At 43.6% G+C, this 15,396-nt stretch carries 13 protein-coding genes; 11 read left to right on the forward strand and 2 right to left on the reverse strand.

Going from position 1 to position 15,396, the window contains the following annotated elements; genetic code table 11:
• Positions 1 to 311 precede the first annotated feature (311 nt).
• The 3 genes from PR800_RS06845 (at position 312) to PR800_RS06855 (ending at position 4,526) form a co-directional block, all read left to right on the forward strand.
• On the forward strand, positions 312 to 1,658 hold the full coding sequence (locus PR800_RS06845; protein WP_102139094.1) for an NCS2 family permease: 1,347 nt from the start codon (positions 312 to 314) through the stop codon (positions 1,656 to 1,658).
• A 261-nt stretch (positions 1,659 to 1,919) separates the two neighbouring features.
• Positions 1,920 to 3,569, forward strand: coding sequence for a Na+/H+ antiporter (locus PR800_RS06850; RefSeq protein WP_102139093.1), 1,650 nt, complete (start codon positions 1,920 to 1,922; stop codon positions 3,567 to 3,569).
• A 57-nt stretch (positions 3,570 to 3,626) separates the two neighbouring features.
• Positions 3,627 to 4,526, forward strand: a complete 900-nt coding sequence (locus PR800_RS06855; protein WP_272530449.1) for a carboxylate/amino acid/amine transporter — start codon at positions 3,627 to 3,629, stop codon at positions 4,524 to 4,526.
• Here the strand turns inward: PR800_RS06855 and metR are convergent.
• Positions 4,411 to 5,367 (reverse strand): HTH-type transcriptional regulator MetR, encoded by a 957-nt coding sequence (metR, locus tag PR800_RS06860; protein ID WP_166267341.1) that lies wholly within the window; start codon positions 5,365 to 5,367, stop codon positions 4,411 to 4,413. The genes PR800_RS06855 and metR overlap by 116 nt on opposite strands.
• Before the next feature lie 108 nt (positions 5,368 to 5,475).
• On the opposite strand from metR, the gene metE reads away from it, so the two are divergent.
• Positions 5,476 to 7,749, forward strand: a complete 2,274-nt coding sequence (gene metE / locus PR800_RS06865; protein WP_272530451.1) for a 5-methyltetrahydropteroyltriglutamate--homocysteine S-methyltransferase — start codon at positions 5,476 to 5,478, stop codon at positions 7,747 to 7,749.
• 56 nt (positions 7,750 to 7,805) lie between these two features.
• Here the strand turns inward: metE and PR800_RS06870 are convergent, their stop codons facing one another.
• Positions 7,806 to 8,195, reverse strand: a complete 390-nt coding sequence (locus tag PR800_RS06870) for a YidB family protein (protein ID WP_102139090.1) — start codon at positions 8,193 to 8,195, stop codon at positions 7,806 to 7,808.
• Between the two features lie 382 nt (positions 8,196 to 8,577).
• On the opposite strand from PR800_RS06870, the gene ltnD reads away from it, so the two are divergent.
• From ltnD to PR800_RS06905, 7 genes are all read left to right on the forward strand, one after another.
• Positions 8,578 to 9,486, forward strand: a complete 909-nt coding sequence (gene ltnD, locus PR800_RS06875) for an L-threonate dehydrogenase (RefSeq protein ID WP_272530452.1) — start codon at positions 8,578 to 8,580, stop codon at positions 9,484 to 9,486.
• Positions 9,483 to 10,760 carry a 3-oxo-tetronate kinase gene (gene otnK / locus PR800_RS06880; protein ID WP_272530454.1) on the forward strand — a complete coding sequence of 426 codons (1,278 nt, stop codon included), beginning with the start codon at positions 9,483 to 9,485 and terminating at the stop codon, positions 10,758 to 10,760. The genes ltnD and otnK overlap by 4 nt, the downstream gene beginning before the upstream one ends.
• A complete protein-coding gene (gene otnC / locus PR800_RS06885) occupies positions 10,753 to 11,394 on the forward strand; it encodes a 3-oxo-tetronate 4-phosphate decarboxylase (RefSeq protein ID WP_004260842.1) in 642 nt (213 codons plus the stop codon). Before otnK ends, otnC begins: the two co-directional genes overlap by 8 nt.
• Before the next feature lie 10 nt (positions 11,395 to 11,404).
• The gene (gene otnI, locus PR800_RS06890; RefSeq protein ID WP_102139087.1) at positions 11,405 to 12,184 is read left to right on the forward strand and encodes a 2-oxo-tetronate isomerase; all 780 of its coding nucleotides are present in this window, start codon (positions 11,405 to 11,407) and stop codon (positions 12,182 to 12,184) included.
• A gap of 12 nt (positions 12,185 to 12,196) precedes the next feature.
• Positions 12,197 to 12,964 (forward strand): DeoR/GlpR family DNA-binding transcription regulator, encoded by a 768-nt coding sequence (locus tag PR800_RS06895; RefSeq protein ID WP_272530456.1) that lies wholly within the window; start codon positions 12,197 to 12,199, stop codon positions 12,962 to 12,964.
• A 63-nt stretch (positions 12,965 to 13,027) separates the two neighbouring features.
• On the forward strand, positions 13,028 to 13,987 hold the full coding sequence (gene denD, locus PR800_RS06900; RefSeq protein ID WP_272530458.1) for a D-erythronate dehydrogenase: 960 nt from the start codon (positions 13,028 to 13,030) through the stop codon (positions 13,985 to 13,987).
• A 10-nt stretch (positions 13,988 to 13,997) separates the two neighbouring features.
• On the forward strand, positions 13,998 to 15,374 hold the full coding sequence (locus tag PR800_RS06905; protein ID WP_094961394.1) for a GntP family permease: 1,377 nt from the start codon (positions 13,998 to 14,000) through the stop codon (positions 15,372 to 15,374).
• Positions 15,375 to 15,396: the final 22 nt, after the last annotated feature.

Genomic DNA, 15,396 nt, shown 5'->3' on the forward strand with positions numbered 1-15,396 from the left:
CTAAAAAGAATTGTTATTTGAAAATAATGTTCATTACATAAGAACCTGGGTATTTAGATGTTAAAAAACAGTTAGTGGGTAAGAAATGCTAAAAATACTTGATCATTCCCCCTGTTTAGAATGATAATTGCTCCCCTCACAACATGTTTTATTCTAGTTTTAAAGCCAAACGATTGCGTAGCTGTTTTTATTGGGATTTTTTCCCAGTTAGTTTGTTTTTTCTGAAAAACGTAATCGTTTACGTCGATATATAGATTAGTTGTTAGCAGTACTTGAGTGCTTTCGTTTTCCATTAACAGCAGAGGTATACCATGTCAGGCCAACAGGCTTCATCCAGTTGCAAATTGGATTCATTTTTCAAGATAACAGCGCGCGGCTCTTCAGTTCGCCGTGAAATCATTGCAGGGTTAACCACATTCTTAGCGATGGTTTATTCTGTCATCGTTGTACCTGGCATGTTAGGGCAAGCAGGGTTCCCTCCAACTGCGGTATTTATTGCAACCTGCTTAGTGGCTGGCTTTGGCTCTTTATTAATGGGGTTATGGGCCAATTTACCGATGGCGATTGGTTGTGCGATTTCACTCACTGCATTTACTGCATTCAGTCTGGTGTTAGGGCAGCAAATTAGTATTCCTGTGGCACTAGGCGCTGTATTTTTAATGGGGTGTTTGTTCACCATCATTTCTGTTACAGGTATTCGTAGTTGGATTTTACGCAATATGCCAATGGGTATTGCACATGGTACAGGTATTGGTATCGGTTTATTTTTACTGTTAATCGCTGCTAATGGGGTGGGTTTAGTGATCAAAAACCCAAATGCAGGCCTGCCTGTTGCTCTGGGTGAATTTACGTCTTTCCCTGTCTTGATGTCACTCATTGGGTTAGCGGTCATTTTTGGTTTAGAAAAACGTCGCGTTCCGGGTGGTGTGCTCCTTGTTATTATTGCGATTTCAATTATTGGTTTAATTTTTGATCCTGCTGTGAAATATCAGGGCTTCTTCAAGTTGCCTTCATTGGGTGATGACGGGCTCTCATTGGTTTTTAATATGGATATCATGGGTGCATTACAGCCAATGGTATTGCCAAGCTTGCTTGCATTAGTGATGACGGCAGTTTTTGATGCGACAGGTACTATCCGCGCAGTGGCGGGACAAGCGAATTTATTGGATAAAGACGGCCAAATTATTGATGGTGGTAAAGCATTAACAGCAGACTCCGTGAGCAGTATTTTTGCGGGGGCGATTGGTGCATCTCCTGCGGCGGTATATATTGAATCTGCGGCAGGTACCGCTGCGGGTGGTCGTACCGGTTTAACCGCAGTGGTGGTTGGCGTACTATTCTTATTGATTCTCTTTTTATCGCCACTCTCTTATTTGGTGCCTGCCTATGCAACGGCTCCTGCATTGATGTATGTTGGGCTTTTAATGCTCAGTAATGTTTCTAAGCTTGATTTTGATGATTTTGTGGACTCAATGTCTGGCTTATTATGTGCGGTGTTCATTGTTCTGACTTGTAATATTGTCACAGGTATCATGTTGGGCTTTGCCGCTTTGGTTATCGGCCGTATTTGTGCAGGTGAATGGCGCAAATTGAATATTGGTACTGTCATTATTGCGGTACTTTTAGTGGCATTTTACGCTTCAGGATTAGCAATCTAAAGTGAATTGCTTCAAGAAGGTGGCCAATGTTGCCACCTTTTTAACTTATTGTATTAATTAATCGTAAAGTCTTAATTTTTTCCCCGAAAATGGATGGCTAGGGATAAAATAGAGAGAAGGCAGTTAATCAAGTGGCTGTGTATGACTTCCACTGGTGGCTGGCTTGGTCTCAATTATCATGGTCTGGACGGTGCTATCTCTTACTATGCGGCGGCAGGCAATTCTTGGTTCTAGTCGCTAGGTTAATTCAGTAAGGGCAACATGGAAATTTTCTTTACTATTCTTATTTTGATTTTAGCTGTCTCTGTTTCAGGGGTGGCCGCTAAAATTCTTCCTATTCGTATTCCTCTTCCTCTCATTCAAATCGCTATTGGTGCGCTATTGGCTTGGCCACAATTTGGCCTACATGTCACCTTTGACCCAGAACTTTTTATGGTTCTGTTAATCCCACCTTTGCTGTTTGTTGATGGATGGAAAACGCCAACCCGTGAGTTCTTTCAAAACGGTCGAGAAATTTTTATTTTAGTGTTGGTTCTCGTATTGGTTACGGTTATTGGGATAGGTTATTTAATTTACTGGTTGATGCCCGGTATTCCATTGATTGCTGCGTTTGCTCTAGCGGCTGTATTATCGCCCACCGATGCCGTTGCATTATCTTCCATTGTTGGAAAAGGGCGTATTCCTAAACGGATGATGAGTGTGCTAGAAGGAGAGGCATTGATGAATGATGCCTCTGGTCTGGTTGCATTAAAATTTGCGGTAGCAATTGCCATGGGAACCATGGTGTTTAGCGCCTCTGGCGTTACCATTGAATTTTTCAAAGTTGCGGTTGGCGGGCTACTCGCAGGTATCATCGTGACTTGGCTATACAGTAAATCATTACGTCTAATGAGCCGCTGGAGCGGTGATGACCCTGCAACCCAAATAGTATTTATGCTATTGCTGCCATTTGCATCATACATGATTGCGGAACATATTGGTTTTTCAGGTATTTTAGCTGCCGTTGCGGCGGGTATGACCATTACAAAATCGGGGGTTATCCGTAACGCTCCATTAGCGATGAGGCTACGTGCTGATAGCGTTTGGTCGATGCTTGAATTTGTCTTTAACGGGTTGGTTTTCATCATGTTAGGGCTTCAATTGCCCGGTATTTGGGAAACGTCCGTTATCCAAGCGGATCTCGACCCAAGCGTAGAAACGTGGATGCTATTTGCCGCGGTGGCAATTATCTATTTTGCTTTACTGCTATTGCGTTTTTGTTGGCTATGGCTGATGAAAAGGTTTAGCCGTTTGTTCTTAAAGAAAAGGCCACTGCAGTTTGCGAACTATACCGTGCGTGAGCTTTGGCTTGCCTCTTTTGCAGGGGTACGCGGGGCGATCACCTTAGCGGGTGTGCTCTCTATCCCGTTATTTTTAACGGATGGCTCGCCATTCCCTGCACGTTACCAGTTAGTATTTATTGCCGCGGGGGTTATCTTATTTTCCATTTTTGCAGGTGTGGTCGCTTTACCGCTTCTGCTGCGTAATTTTAAAGTGGGCGACAAAGAAGCCGATGCCAATGAAATCCGCATGGCAAAAGCCGCAATGGCTGAAGTGGCGATTGTCAGCTTAAATAAGATGCAGGAACGTTTATCTGCTGACGTTGATGAAAAACTCGACTCAGAAGATATCAGTGAAGTTGCTTCCCGTGTGACGGGTTATTTAAGACGACGTACGGCAGGGCAAGATGAAATTGACCATAATTTGCTGATAGAAGACCTTGAACGACGTTTTCGTTTAACGGCTTTACGTGCAGAGCGTGGTGAGCTTTATCACTTGCGCGCCACCAAGAAAATCAGTAATGAGACGCTACAAACGCTGTTGGTCGATCTGGACTTATTAGAAGCCGTCTTGATCGAAAAAGAGCATTAAAACCAAAAAGCGAGTATTCTAGCCAACATTCTTAAGTTTGGGGCGAAATACAGCATTATGTGGTTACTTGTTATCACGACGCTGCTTTGGGCAGCGTCGTTTAGTCTTATCGGCGAATACCTTGCGGGCCAAGTAGATAGTTGGTTCTCAGTATTAGTGCGGGTTGCACTGGCTTCGCTGGTTTTTTTACCTTTCCTACGTTGGCGCCAGTTTAGCGCTAAAGTGATTTCGCTCTATATGCTAGTGGGCGCTTGCCAACTTGGCATCATGTACCTGTTTGTATTCCATGCTTATCAATACCTTACTGTTGCTGAATTTTTGCTTTTTACAGTGTTAACACCGCTATACGTCACGTTAATTTATGACTTATTAGAACGGCAGAAGCTGCGTAAAGGCTACCTGTTTAGCTCATTATTAGCGGTGATTGGTGCGGCAATTATTCGTTATGACCACTTGAGTGAATCTTTTTGGTTAGGTTTATTTTTTGTGCAGTTGGCTAATATCTTTTTTGCGATTGGACAGGTGGGGTATAAACGTCTGATGGAGATACATCCGATCCCTCAACATCAGGCTTTCTCATGGTTTTACCTTGGTGCAACGCTAGTTGCATTGCTTGGATGGCTGCTATTTGGTAATAAATCGATGATGCCGACAACGACTCTCCAGTGGGGCGTCTTATTGTGGCTGGGTATTGCAGCTTCAGGCATTGGCTACTTTATGTGGAACTATGGCGCAACCAAAGTGGATGCCGGAACCCTTGCTATTATGAATAACATGATGGTCCCAGCGGGGTTATTAGTGAATTTTGCTATCTGGCAACAACACCCGGATTGGCTGAGTTTTACCATAGGATCGAGCCTAATAGTTGCTTCTCTTTGGGTGCATAAGCGTTGGATCCTTTCGCGGCCTTCACATAAGACAAGTACTCCACAGCGTGATCCGTCGTCGCCTCAGTAAATGCTTCAATAGCTGGCTGGCGCTGTTCTCCTTCACGGCAGGCCGCATACAGCCGGCTCCACAAACCGCTACCCAAGGTTTTGGTTTTTATTAGCCCTTGTTTTTCAAATGAATCAACCGCCCAGTGAGGAAGTGCAGCGATACCCATTTTAGCAGCGACCATTTGGATTAAAATTAATGTGTTATCGACATTTTTTACGTTAGGTGACACACCCGCAGGTTGCAGAAAATGGCGCCACACATCGAAGCGATCCCGTTGTACTGGGTAGATAAGCAACGTTTCATCTGCCAAGTCATGGGGGTCAATATGTGGTTTCTTGGCTAGAGGGTGGTCGTTCGCCACAATCAACTTCACTTCATAATCAAACATTGGCGTATAGTGGATCCCTTGATCTGGCAAGATGTCAGAAGTCATCACAATATCCAATTCCCTTGAGAGCAATTCAGGTTGTGGGTCGAAGGCCACCCCAGATTTAAAATCCACACTAACTTGTGGCCAAGTTTGTCTGAATTGCTGTAGTGCAGGGGTCAACCACTGAATACAGCTATGGCATTCAATCGCGATGCGTAACGCACAAACCCCAGGCTCATTACATACTCGAATAGCATCTTTCACTAATGGCAAGACTTGTTGTGCCAACTGTAATAAGACTTCCCCTTGTGGCGTAAAGCGCAAAGGTTGGCTTTTACGAATAAATAACCGGAAACCTAGCCGATGCTCTAAATCACTAAATTGGTGTGATAAAGCAGACTGTGTCTGGTGCAAGTGTGTTGCTGTTGCCGCTAATGAACCGTATTGGCTGAGCGCTTGCAATGTTTTTAAATGTTTTAGTTCGATCATGAGAAACCTTCACGGTGACAATGAAAAATTTGCGCTTGTGCTTTATACAGTACCTGTTGATTATGGATGTGTAAACATCTAGACGGCTAAATATTTTAAGGGGTCAATATGTCTGTTATAAATCATACACTTGGTTTTCCACGTGTCGGTCTAAAAAGAGAGCTAAAACGTGCACAAGAAGATTATTGGGCAGGCAAGATTGACCAAGCCGCGCTATTAGAAACCGGTTATCAGTTACGTGCGCGCCATTGGCAACAACAAAAAAGTGCAGGTGTTGAGCTATTACCCATTGGTGATTTCGCTTGGTATGACCAAGTGCTGACAACCAGTTTGCTATTGGGCAATGTACCGCCACGCCATCAAAATGAAGATGGTTCGATTGATTTAGATACCTTATTTCGTGTTGCTCGCGGTCGCGCACCAACGGGCAAACCCGCTCCCGCAGGTGAGATGACGAAGTGGTTTAATACGAACTACCACTACATCGTGCCTGAATTTCAAAAAGGGCAACAATTTTCCCTGTCTTGGACACAACTGTTTGATGAAGTCGATGAGGCATTAGCATTAGGCCACAAGGTAAAACCCGTTATCATTGGCCCTATAACCTACCTCTGGTTAGGTAAAGTGAAAGGTGAACCATTCGACCGCTTATCATTATTGAATGAATTATTACCTGTATATCAGGAGATCTTGTCTCGCTTAGCAGAAAAAGGCCTTGAGTGGGTACAAATTGATGAGCCTGCATTAGTGTTAGATTTACCAGAGCAATGGCAGCAAGCTTATCAGCAGGCTTACCAAGCGCTGTCAGGCCAAATAAAATTACTGTTAACCACCTATTTCGATGGCATTAGTCACCATGTAGACTTGATTAAGCAACTCCCTGTGCAAGGTCTACATGTTGATGTGGTTGCAGGCGCTGATGATATTGAAAAATTACACCAAATACTGCCAGCAGACTGGGTATTATCACTAGGAATTATTAATGGCCGTAATGTATGGAAGGCGGACTTAGGTGAAAAATTTTTACAGGTGAAACCGCTCTTAGGTCAGCGTGATATATGGGTAGGAACGTCATGTTCATTACTGCATAGCCCAATCGACTTAAATGATGAGACGCGTTTAGATACCGAAGTAAAAAGCTGGTTCGCTTTTGCTATCCAAAAATGCGAAGAACTTGCTCTGTTAACTAAAGCGTTAAATCAGCCAACAGACAGTCACATTGCTGAATTAGAGACATACAGTGCACCTATTCGAGCGCGTAAAACATCAACTCGAGTGAATAATGCATCAGTGGCTCAGCGTCTGGCTGCAATCAGTGAAGGGGATACTGAGCGTTATAGCCCATATCCACAGCGAGCAGCGCGCCAACGTCAACGCTTTAACTTACCATTATGGCCGACCACCACGATTGGTTCTTTCCCACAAACCAGTGAAATTAGAACGCTACGTTTAGATTTCAAAAAAGGAAATGTGGATAAAACCTACTATCGCACCAATATTAGTGAACATATTAAGCAAGCTATTAAAGAACAAGAAATTTTAGATATCGACGTTCTTGTGCATGGCGAAGCTGAACGTAATGACATGGTGGAATACTTTGGTGAGCACTTTGATGGTTATGTATTTACCCAAAATGGTTGGGTTCAAAGCTATGGCTCACGTTGCGTTAAGCCCCCAGTGATTATTGGTGATATTAGTCGCCCAGAAGCGATAACCGTGGAGTGGGCAAAATACGCTCAGTCCTTAACGGAGAAACCGGTCAAAGGGATGTTAACTGGCCCTGTCACTATTTTGTGTTGGTCATTCCCACGTGAAGATGTTAGCCGTGAAACGATTGCTAAACAGATTGCGCTAGCGTTACGTGATGAAGTCGATGACTTACAAAAAGCGGGGATCGGTATTATTCAAATCGATGAGCCTGCACTGCGTGAAGGGTTACCATTGCGCAGAGATGAGTGGGCGGCTTACCTAAAATGGGCAGTTGACGCCTTCAAGCTTAGTGCTGCGATTGCTGATGATGACACGCAAATTCACACTCATATGTGCTATTGCGAGTTTAATGACATCATGGATTCTATTGCGGCTCTGGATGCCGACGTGATCACGATTGAAACATCACGTTCAGATATGGATCTGTTAGACGCATTCGAAGATTTTGATTATCCAAATGAAATTGGTCCCGGTGTCTATGATATTCACTCACCAAATGTACCTAATGTGGAATGGATTGTTGCATTATTAAGAAAGGCGGCGAAGCGTGTCCCGGTGGAACGTTTATGGGTTAACCCAGATTGTGGCTTAAAAACTCGCGGCTGGCCAGAAACTCGCCAAGCATTAGCTAACATGGTTGAGGCAGCGAAACAGCTTAGAAATGAGCAGTAAAATGGTGATCAGCTAGTGTGTCTAAAAGGCAGGGGAAACCTGCCTTTTAGAAAATATTAACCAAATAATTTAGATTTCAGTAAGTTCATACCGATAGAAGCAAGATCGAGGCTTTCAGGAACTTCGCCATTTGGTGTGGCACTATCAACTAATTGAGGAAGATATTTAGCAATCATTTCTGAGGTTGCTTGAGGCTCTAAGCCAACCTGTTGAGCTAACTCTTGGATATTGGCATTTCCAAAAACTTGCATTAATTGGCTAGCATCGATAGGTAAATTATTACCTTCACTGATCCACGATGCAATAACACCACCTAAGCCTTGTTCGTTAAATTTTTCGATAACACCTTGAAGGCCACCTTGCTCCTCAACCCAGTTTATTACTGATTGAAATTGTTGCATTTTGTCGCCTGCAACCATACCCATCATTTGCTCAAATAACCCCATGTTATCTCCTAGGCAATCAGCCAATTTATGCTCTCATCCATAGTATGGAGCATTATTCAAAAAATTGTAGTCGGCTATTTTCAGCAATTTGAGTTTTAGGTCAATAGAAATGATGCATTGAATATAGTGCAGTAGAAAAATAACGGTTTTTCATTTGTGAATTAAATGTGAGTAAACGCAATGGGCATCACATTTTTTATCACATTATCTTGTGAAGGGGGCGCTGAGGGTTTTGTTCATTTAATTTGTTTTGATTCAATTGATTACGTTTTATTTGTTGGTTTTTTATATTATCTTAAATGTGATGTTAGTCATGTGTTTGTGAATTTTATTGTGTGAAAATTCACAACAGTCACGAAGATTAACAACATCAGGGGTCATTATGGGAAATTTCGTTAATAAAGTTGGCGTGATTGGCCTAGGTTCTATGGGGATGGGGATCGCACAATCTCTTATAAAAAATAACATTCCTACCTATGGATTTGATTTAAACCAAGGTGCTTGCGAAAGCCTACTTCGTGGTGGAGCTGTTGCAGTGGGGCAAAATGCAGCGGAATTCGCCCATGAGATTGACGCTTTATTGTTAGTGGTCGTCAATGGTCGTCAAGTTGAAGCGATTTTATTTTCGGGTGAACAGCCTATTGTTGAGCAATTACGCCCCGGTACAGTTATTGTACTGCATAGCACACTCTCCGCTGAGCAAACAAAAAATATCGCTCAGCGCCTTGCCTCATATCAATTACCGCTTGTAGATGCGCCTATTTCAGGCGGTTCAATTAAAGCCGCTGAAGGGAAGTTGACCATAATGGCTTCAGGTGAGCCTGCTTTATTTGAGCGGCTTTCACCCGTATTTGACGCTATTTCTGAGCGCTTATATCGTGTAGGGGATGACGTTGGCTTAGGCTCAACCGTCAAAACGATTCACCAGTTATTAGCTGGGGTGCATATTGCTGTTGCTGCAGAAAGTATGGCTTTAGCCGCCAAAGCGGGTATTAACCTTGATGTGATGTATGACATTGTTACCCATGCAGCTGGAAATTCATGGATGTTTGAAAACCGCATGCAACATGTTCTAGATGGTGATTACACCCCAAAATCGTCAGTCGATATTTTTGTCAAAGATTTAGGGCTAGTGATGGAAACAGGGAAAGCATTAAATTTCCCGCTCCCACTAGCTTCAACCGCCCATCAAATGTTTATTTCAGCGAGCAATGAAGGTTTTGGTTTGCAGGATGACAGCGCGGTGATCAAAACATTTAAAGGTATTACTTTACCGGAGAAAAAAGCATGACAGTGAAGTTAGGCGTAATAGCGGATGATTTTACCGGTGCGACTGATATCGCAGGCTTTATGGTGCAAAACGGTTGGAAGGTCGTCCAGTTATTGAATGAACCCGATGAAAACACACCGGTACCACAAGATGTTGATGCCATAGTCATTAGTTTAAAAAGCCGCTCTTGTCCTGTCGATGAAGCTGTCAGTGCATCGACCAATGCGTGCAATTGGCTGAAACAAAAAGCGAATTGTCAGCAAATTTTCTTTAAATATTGCTCGACGTTTGACTCAACTGAAAAAGGCAATATTGGTCCCGTTACAGATGCATTGATGGCGCAACTGGGAACAGGCTTAGCATTAGTTTGCCCTGCGTTACCGATTAACGGCAGAACAGTTATTCATGGTCATTTGTTTGTGAATGGCCAGCTACTTAATGAAAGTGGCATGCAGCATCACCCTGTAACCCCAATGACCGACGCAAATTTATTGCGTGTGATGGAAAAGCAATCAAAAGGCAAAGCAGGTTTAGTCAGACTTGATGATATTCAAAAAGGCAGTGACGTTGTTAGCCAAAAACTTGCCGAATTAGCTCAACAAGGTGTGAGTTACGCGGTCGTTGATGGCTTGACGATGGATGATTTGCTTCCTATCGCACAAGCGGTTAAAGCGATGCCATTGTTAACTGGGGGTTCCGGCCTCGGTGCTGGACTGGCCAATGTGGATAGCCAATGTCCATGGGGCGGCACAACGCAACGAGGTGAAAAACCGACAGGTAAAAACAGGAAAACAGTTGTTTTATCAGGCAGTTGCTCGGTAATGACTAACAAACAAGTGCTGGCTTATCAGCAAGTTGCCCCTGCAAAAATGTTGGATGTGGGTGAGTGTTTAAATAACCCTGAGTATGCCAAAACATTGGCAGATTGGGTGCAAGCACAGCAACTAACTGGTTTAGCACCAATACTTTATGCCACTCAATCACCTGAATTATTGAAACAGACACAAGAAAAATATGGCGCAGCGGAATCAAGTTCCGCGGTCGAGAAGGTATTTGGTGAAGTTGTCGTGCTGTTGAAAGCGCAAGGGTATGACACCTTTATTATTGCTGGCGGCGAAACCTCTGGAAAAGTGGTTCAAAGCCTTGGGACAGAACAATTAAGTATTGGTTCACCAATCGCCCCTGGTGTGCCATGGGTACAGGACTTAGCAAGCGGTAACTGGTTGGCGCTGAAATCAGGTAATTTCGGCCAAGAAAATTTCTTCCAGTTTGCACAGGAGATGTTTAATGAGTGATGAAAAGGCGCTGCGCCAAGAGTTAGTCGATTGGGCTAAATCAATGTTTAACCGCGGCTACAGTAGCGGTGGCGCAGGAAATATTAGTGCTCGGTTACCTGATGGTTCGATTATCGTGACACCGACAAACTCCAGTTTTGGTGATTTAGACCCTAACAAACTGAGTAAGCTCGATGCACAAGGCAATTGGATTGGGGGAGATAAACCGACAAAAGAAGTTTCTATGCATATGGCGATGTATCTGCAACGCCCTGATTGCCAAGCGGTTGTTCATCTTCACTCACCTTGGTTAACGGCGTTGTCTTGCTTGCCGGGGTTAGATACAAAAAATTGTTTGCCTCCAATCACACCATATTATGTGATGCGAGTGGGGAAACTGCCATTGATTGAATACTTGCCACCGGGGGATGACCGAATTGGTGAGGAAATTGCAAAATTAGCACCGACACATAATGCGGTATTGCTATCGAATCATGGCCCGGTCGTGGGTGGTAAAACATTAAGACAAGCTTTCTTCAATGCAGAAGAGTTAGAAGATACCGCTCGCTTATATATCACATTACGCCCACATGGCTTTACAACATTAACGCAAGAGCAAGTTGAACAGCTCGAAAGTCGTTATCCACAAAAGTAGAGAGGCGAAAATGGCTAAATTTGCTGCAAATCTAAGCATGATGTTTACCGAAGTGCCTTTTATACAGCGCTTTGAGCGAGCTGCAAATGCAGGGTTCAAAGGTGTTGAATATCTTTTTCCTTATGAAGAAGATGCCGATGTCATTGCTGGTGAGCTGAGTAAACACCATTTAACTCAGGCTCTGTTTAATATGCCAGCAGGAAATTGGGCACAAGGTGAGCGCGGAATGGCGTCGATCCCAGGTCGTGAGAACGAATTTGCCGAAGGCGTACAGACCGCATTGAAATATGCGAAAGCGTTAGGTTGTAAACAAGTTCATGCGATGGCAGGAAAAGTGAATGATAACTATACACTTGAACAGCAAACTGCGTGTTATATCAAAAACATTCAATATGCGGCCGATGTGATGGCTGAGCACGGTATTCGTGTGCTTATCGAACCCATCAATACCCGTGATATGCCCGGATACTTTTTGACCACGCAAAAACAAGCTGAAGCATTACTGCCTGAAATTAATCGTGAAAATGTCTTTATCCAGTTGGATTTATATCACTGCCAAATTATGGAAGGTGATTTATTGAAAACAATTGAGCGTTTATGGGGTAAATTTAGTCACATTCAGATAGCGTCAGTCCCTTATCGTCATGAACCGGATAGCGGTGAAGTCAATTACCCATGGATTTTTAAGCAATTAGATGAAATGGGGTATGAAGGCTGGTTAGGATGTGAATATCATCCAGCAGGCCGTACCGAAGATGGATTAGGCTGGCTTAAACAAGCAAATTCATAATTAGGAGAACCTATGCTCCCTTCTGAGCGTCGTGATTTTATTTACCGTTACGTGCATGAACATCAAACCGTATCGATCAGTGACTTGGTTGAGTTAATGAATGTCTCTCATATGACAGTGCGACGTGATATTCGGATGTTAGAAGAAGAAGGGAAGGTGCTCAGTATCAGTGGTGGCGTTAAGTTAAATGATGTATTGCGCCAAGAGCTACCTTGGAGTGAAAAGGCACGGTTGCATCATCGCCATAAGCGTGAAATTGGCCAGTTTGCCAGCTCATTAGTTGAAGATGGGCAAGTGGTCTATCTCGATGCGGGAACAACCACCTTTGAGATAGCACGCGTACTTGGCGAGCGTTTTAATTTAACGATTGTCACCAATGATTTTTCTATTATGCAGTACTTAATGAATAAATCGCAGCTAAACCTATACCACACCGGGGGATTAGTGGATAAACGTAACCATTCTAGTGTCGGAAATACGGCTGCGATGATGCTGAAAACGCTCAATGTTGATATTGCTTTTATCAGCACCAGTTCATGGGATTTGCAGCATGGGGTTTCTACTCCACATGAGGAAAAAGTTCAGATAAAACAAACGCTATTGGATGTTTCTCGCCGTTGTGTGCTGGTTTCAGACAGTAGTAAGTTCGGCAAATATGGCATGTTTCGTGTTTGCCCATTGAATCAATTGCACGACATCATTTGTGATGACCAATTGCCAACTGATGTGGTGCAGCGGATAACAGAACAAAACATAAAACTTCATTTAATCAAGACATAAAACATAAATAATCTTACCTAAAACTGCATAGCCAGTTAAAAGGCTATAGCAAGGAGAATTACAATGAAAGTTATTATTACTGGTGGCGCAGGCTTTCTGGGCCAGCAGCTAGCCGCTGCTTTGCTTAAAAATAGCCAGGGTTTAAAATTTGACCACCTTGTTTTAGCCGATATTCAATGCCCTACATCACCGGTTGAAGATGCCAGAGTCAGTTGTGTTGCGTTAGATTTAACGCAAGCAGGGGCAGCTGATAAACTGATTGATGCACAAACCGATGTGGTTTTCCACCTTGCAGCTATCGTAAGTAGCCACGCTGAAAGTGATTTTGATTTGGGAATGAAGGTTAACTTTGAAGCCACTCGCCAATTATTGGAAGTCGCTCGTGCCAAGAACCCTGCAATCAAATTTATGTTCACCAGCTCCCTCGCTGTGTTTGGTGGTGAGCTACCTGATGTCATCACAGACTTGTGCGTCGTTAACCCACAGTCGTCCTATGGCGCTCAAAAAGCCATGTGTGAATTGATGGTCAATGACTATTCACGTAAAGGCTTTGTTGATGGCCGTGTGATGCGTTTGCCAACCATTAGTATTCGTCCGGGTGTGCCAAATAAAGCGGCCTCTTCATTCGCAAGTGGCATTATTCGTGAGCCATTAAATGGGATTGAAAGTGTTTGTCCTGTCTCCCCTGACCTCGCGCTATGGTTATCTAGCCCTGAAACTGTGATTAACAACTTTATTCATGCAGTGAGTATCCCTGCTGAGAAATTTGGTAAATCACGCACTGTGAACCTGCCAGGTATCACCGTTACCGTCCAAGGCATGATTGATGCGTTACGTGATGTTGCAGGCCAAGAAGCGGTAGATCTGATTCGCTTTGAACCTGACGAAGCCATTAACCGTATTGTGGCGAGCTGGCCGGGCAAATTTGATATCAGCCGTGCATTGGATCTCGGTTTCCGTGCCGATGGCTCGTTTGGTGATGCGATCCGTTCGTTTATCACCAACCACGGTTCGTCTAAGTAGGAGATAGCCTATGTCCTATATTCCTATTATTGGCCTCGCAGTGGCCATATTTGTCCTGATCTTTTTAGTATTACGAACGCGTGTTCATGCGTTATTAGCAATGCTAATTGCTGCGGCAATCGCGGGTATATCCGGTGGTTTGACCGCGGCAGAGACGGTGACAGTCATCACAAAAGGCTTTGGGTCAACACTCGGTAGCATCGGTATTGTTATTGGACTCGGGGTAATGATGGGAAGGGTGCTGGAAGTTTCAGGTGCTGCTGAACAGATAGCTTATAGCTTTATCAAATGGCTAGGTAAAAAACGCGAAGAATGGGCGTTAGCAATTACCGGTTATATTGTCAGTATTCCTATCTTCGTTGACTCTGCTTTTGTGATTTTATATCCATTGGCAAAAGCATTAGCCAAAAATGGTAAACGTAGCATACTGACTCTAGGCGTTGCACTCGCTGGTGGGTTGGTGGTGACACACCATACTGTTCCACCGACTCCGGGGCCTTTAGGCGTTGCAGGGATTTTTGGTGTCGATGTTGGCGCGATGATCCTCGCGGGTATGAGCCTCGCTATTCCTTGTGTTATCGGTATTGTTTTGTATGCAAAATGGTTAGGGACTAAGTACCCTGAATTTATGCCAGATGAAACGGGCAGCGAAGACCTGAAAGAAGTTCACGCTCGTTATATGGAAGAAAAAGCGAATAAACCATTACCCAGCCTATTCTTATCGCTTTTACCAATTATCACACCTATTTTGTTGATTTTCATAAATGCAATCAATGGGTTAATTCTAAAAACAGAATCTTTCCAAGGCATGGAAAGCAATTGGTACTTCCAAACGTTTGAATTTTTAGGCGCACCAATTATCGCATTATCAATTAGTGTGTTGATCTCTGTTTACACATTAATGCCCAAAGCAACAAAAGAAGAAGTCATCGACCGTATGGAAGAAGGCTTACAAGCAGCCGGTATTATTCTGCTTGTTACGGGGGCTGGTGGTGCATTAGGTGCGGTACTGCGTGATAGTGGCACAGGAAATATTCTTGCTGAACATGTAGCAAATCTGCCAATTACACCTGTATTGATTCCGTTTATTATTGCGACCTTGGTTCGTTTGATTCAAGGCTCGGGTACAGTAGCAATGATTACCGCAGCATCTATTTCTGCTCCAATCATTAGCCAAATACCTGATATTAACTTATTGGTCGCGGCGCAAGCGGCAACCATGGGGTCTCTGTTCTTCGGTTACTTCAACGATAGCCTGTATTGGGTGGTGAACAGAATGATGGGAATTAAGGACGTTAAACAACAAATCATTGTTTGGTCTATTCCGACCACCATTGCGTGGGCGATAGGTCTAGTTGGTGTCCTCGTTCTTGATGTAATTCTCTAGTATAGCGTTACTATTTTTAGTT

Source organism: Providencia sp. PROV205 (assembly GCF_028479505.1).
Classification (GTDB): Bacteria; Pseudomonadota; Gammaproteobacteria; order Enterobacterales; family Enterobacteriaceae; genus Providencia; species Providencia huaxiensis.

Excerpts from the sequence above, each read along its gene's own strand:
- PR800_RS06845 (WP_102139094.1), top strand. The coding sequence starts at position 312 with ATGTCAGGCCAACAGGCTTCATCCAGTTGCAAATTGGATTCATTTTTC.
- PR800_RS06850 (WP_102139093.1), top strand. The coding sequence starts at position 1,920 with ATGGAAATTTTCTTTACTATTCTTATTTTGATTTTAGCTGTCTCTGTT.
- PR800_RS06855 (WP_272530449.1), top strand. The coding sequence starts at position 3,627 with ATGTGGTTACTTGTTATCACGACGCTGCTTTGGGCAGCGTCGTTTAGT.
- metR (WP_166267341.1), bottom strand. The coding sequence starts at position 5,367 with ATGATCGAACTAAAACATTTAAAAACATTGCAAGCGCTCAGCCAATAC.
- metE (WP_272530451.1), top strand. The coding sequence starts at position 5,476 with ATGTCTGTTATAAATCATACACTTGGTTTTCCACGTGTCGGTCTAAAA.
- PR800_RS06870 (WP_102139090.1), bottom strand. The coding sequence starts at position 8,195 with ATGGGGTTATTTGAGCAAATGATGGGTATGGTTGCAGGCGACAAAATG.
- ltnD (WP_272530452.1), top strand. The coding sequence starts at position 8,578 with ATGGGAAATTTCGTTAATAAAGTTGGCGTGATTGGCCTAGGTTCTATG.
- otnK (WP_272530454.1), top strand. The coding sequence starts at position 9,483 with ATGACAGTGAAGTTAGGCGTAATAGCGGATGATTTTACCGGTGCGACT.
- otnC (WP_004260842.1), top strand. The coding sequence starts at position 10,753 with ATGAGTGATGAAAAGGCGCTGCGCCAAGAGTTAGTCGATTGGGCTAAA.
- otnI (WP_102139087.1), top strand. The coding sequence starts at position 11,405 with ATGGCTAAATTTGCTGCAAATCTAAGCATGATGTTTACCGAAGTGCCT.
- PR800_RS06895 (WP_272530456.1), top strand. The coding sequence starts at position 12,197 with ATGCTCCCTTCTGAGCGTCGTGATTTTATTTACCGTTACGTGCATGAA.
- denD (WP_272530458.1), top strand. The coding sequence starts at position 13,028 with ATGAAAGTTATTATTACTGGTGGCGCAGGCTTTCTGGGCCAGCAGCTA.
- PR800_RS06905 (WP_094961394.1), top strand. The coding sequence starts at position 13,998 with ATGTCCTATATTCCTATTATTGGCCTCGCAGTGGCCATATTTGTCCTG.